3 protein-coding genes are annotated in these 2,999 nt (G+C 60.6%); all 3 read left to right on the top strand.

Annotation, left to right across the window (positions count from 1 at the left end):
• A partial coding sequence (locus ACPYOI_RS35365; RefSeq protein ID WP_481424088.1) for an aldehyde dehydrogenase family protein occupies positions 1–392 on the top strand: 392 nt, incomplete at its 5' end.
• 214 nt (positions 393–606) lie between these two features.
• Positions 607–1,623 carry an iron ABC transporter substrate-binding protein gene (locus tag ACPYOI_RS35360; RefSeq protein WP_481418459.1) on the top strand — a complete coding sequence of 339 codons (1,017 nt, stop codon included), beginning with the start codon at positions 607–609 and terminating at the stop codon, positions 1,621–1,623.
• Between the two features lie 136 nt (positions 1,624–1,759).
• A partial coding sequence (locus ACPYOI_RS35355; RefSeq protein WP_481424087.1) for an ABC transporter permease occupies positions 1,760–2,999 on the top strand: 1,240 nt, incomplete at its 3' end.

Here is a 2,999-nt window from a genome sequence, read left to right as displayed (position 1 = left end):
CGGCGCTGGTCGAAATGCCGTCGCAGACGGGTCCGGTCGAGCACGAGACCTTCGCGCCGATCCTCTATGTCATGAAGTATGCGGATTTCGATGAGGTGCTCGAGCTGCACAATGCGGTGCCGCAAGGCCTCTCATCCTCGATCTTCACAAACGACATGCGCGAAGCCGAAACCTTCGTTTCCGCTCGCGGATCGGACTGTGGTATCGCGAATGTGAACCTTGGGCCGTCGGGCGCTGAAATCGGTGGCGCCTTCGGTGGCGAAAAGGAAACCGGCGGCGGCCGCGAGTCGGGCTCGGATGCTTGGAAGGCCTACATGCGCCGCACGACGAACACGATCAACTACGGCAAGACACTGCCCCTCGCTCAGGGCGTCAAATTCGACGTTGAGTGATCGATAATCGCATGGAACCTGAAAGGGACGATGGCGTGACGCCGTCGTCCCTTTTTTTGTTCATGGCATTCCTCAATGGAATCGTTCTAAAGTTGATGCGTTTATTCAAGTATTTTTGATCGCATCGTCCTTCCGTAAACTTGAAAAAGCCAATCAAGAAAAATATAGGGGGTGCGCGTCACCGAAATGGGTGACACCGCCATGGAGGGTATCAATGAAAATTTCTCTTTCGCGCTTTTCCGCGCTTGCTTTTGCCGCCTCGCTTCTCGCAGCGACGTCGCTGGCTTCCGGCGCGAATGCGCAGGATTCCGAAGGTATCGTCGTTTACAACGCCCAGCATGAAAGCCTTGGCCGCGAGTGGATCGATGCCTTTACCAAGGAAACGGGCATCAAGGTGACCATGCGCCAGGGCAGCGACATGCAGTTCGCCAACCAGATCATCCAGGAAGGCGACGCTTCTCCGGCTGACGTATTCCTGACGGAAAACTCCCCGGCCATGACGCTCGTCGACGGCGCCGGTCTCTTCGCCCCGGTCGACAAGGAAACGCTCGACCTGGTCCCGGCGCAGTACCGCCCGGCCGACGGCATGTGGACGGGCATCGCCGCACGCACCACCGTCTTCGCCTACGACAAGAGCAAGCTGACGGAAGACAAGCTGCCGAAGTCCATGCTTGACCTCGCAGATCCGGCCTGGAAGGGCCGCTGGGGTGCGGCTCCGGCCGGCGCCGATTTCCAGGCGATCGTCGGTGCGCTGCTGCAGCTGAAGGGCGAAGACGCAACGGCCGCCTGGCTGAAGGCACTCAAGGAAAACGCAACGCCCTACAAGGGCAACAGCGTCGCCATGAAGGCCGTCAATGCCGGTGAAGTCGAAGGTGCGATCATCTATCACTACTACTGGTTCGGCGATCAGGCGAAGACCGGCGAGAACAGCAAGAATGTCGGCCTGCATTACTTCAAGAACCAGGATCCGGGCGCGTTCGTCAGCGTCTCCGGCGGCGGCGTCCTCAAGTCGACGCAGCACATGAAGGAAGCCCAGGCGTTTCTGAAATTCATCGCCGGCAAGGCCGGTCAGGAGATCCTGAAGAACGGCACGTCCTATGAATATGCGGTAAGCGGCGACTCCAACCCGAAGCTCGTTCCGCTCAAGGATCTGAACGCGCCGAAGGTCGAAGCATCCGAGCTCGACAGCAAGAAGGTCGTCGAGCTGATGACGGCCGCGGGTCTCATCTAAGTCTTTCTGCCGCAGGCTATGGGAGTCAAAACCATTGCTTTTAACTCAAGAAAACCTTAGGGCATGACCCGATCCCTGCCAACCGCTTGAAACAGAAGCGGTTGGCTTCCTTTTTCAGCGACAAAAGGCGCGTGCCTTGCTGCAAGATAACAGACCATTTGCTTCTGAGTTCGCGCCTGTTAATGGCGCGCAGATCAGCGGTGGTTTGCTGCGAAGGCGCATTCCCCACCTCTCCGTTGTCGCCTTTGCCACGCTGATTGCCGCCCTGAGCCTTGTGCCGCTCGGCTTTATCGGCTGGGTCACTATCGAGGTCGGCTGGCATACCGTCGAGGAGCTGGTGTTCCGGCCGCGCGTCGGCGAACTGCTCGTCAATACCGTCCTCCTCGAAGCGCTTACCATCCCCTTGTCGCTCGCTCTTGCGGTGACGCTCGCCTGGCTGACGGAGCGGACCAACATTCCCTTTCCGCGCATATGGTCCTGGCTTGCCGTGGCACCGCTTGCCGTTCCGGCTTTCGTGCACAGCTATGCCTGGGTCAGCCTCGTTCCCGGCATGCGCGGCCTGCAAAGCGGCGTCTTCGTTTCCGTGCTTGCTTATTATCCCTTTCTCTATCTGCCGGTTGCCGCTGCCCTTCGCCGCCTCGATCCGGCGATCGAGGATGCGGCGGCATCGCTCGGCCTCGGTCCCTGGGGCGTCTTTTTCCGCACCGTGCTGCCGCAGCTGCGGCTTGCGATCTGCGGCGGCTCGCTGCTGATTGCACTGCACCTGCTTTCCGAATACGGCCTGTTCGTGATGATCCGCTTCGATACGTTTGCGACAGCGATCGTCGATCAGTTCCAGTCGGCCTATAACAGCCCTGCCGCCAACATGCTCGGCGGCGTGCTTGTCGCTTGCTGCCTCTTCCTGCTCGGCCTGGAAATCCTGCTTCGCGGCAACGAGCGCTATGCCCGTGTCGGCTCCGGTTCCGCGCGCCCCGCCGATCGCCGCCGTCTCGGCTGGTTCGTGGTCCCTGCGATCCTGTTGCCGGTCGCGCTTGCAGTCCTGACGCTCGGAGTGCCGCTGGTAACGCTCGGACGGTGGCTCTATCTTGGCGGTGCGGACATCTGGCGGCTGGATACAGTCGGGAATGCTTTCCTACAGACGATTGTCCTTGCGGTCGCTGGCGGCGTGCTGGCGACGATCGCGGCTGCCCCGATGGCCTGGCTTTCGGTTCGCGCACCTGGCCGTTTCCAACGGGTGCTGGAAGCCTGCCATTATTACGTCGGCTCGCTTCCGGGCGTCGTCGTAGCGCTGGCACTGGTCACCATCACCGTGCGGGTGGCGTTGCCGCTCTACCAGACCTTTGCGACGCTCCTCGTTGCTTATGTCCTGCTCTTCC

The sequence above is a fragment of the Rhizobium sp. SVR5-2C genome (assembly GCF_056755115.1).
The sequence above is the reverse complement of the archived record's forward strand: the minus strand, read 5'-3'. Positions and strand labels throughout refer to the sequence as shown.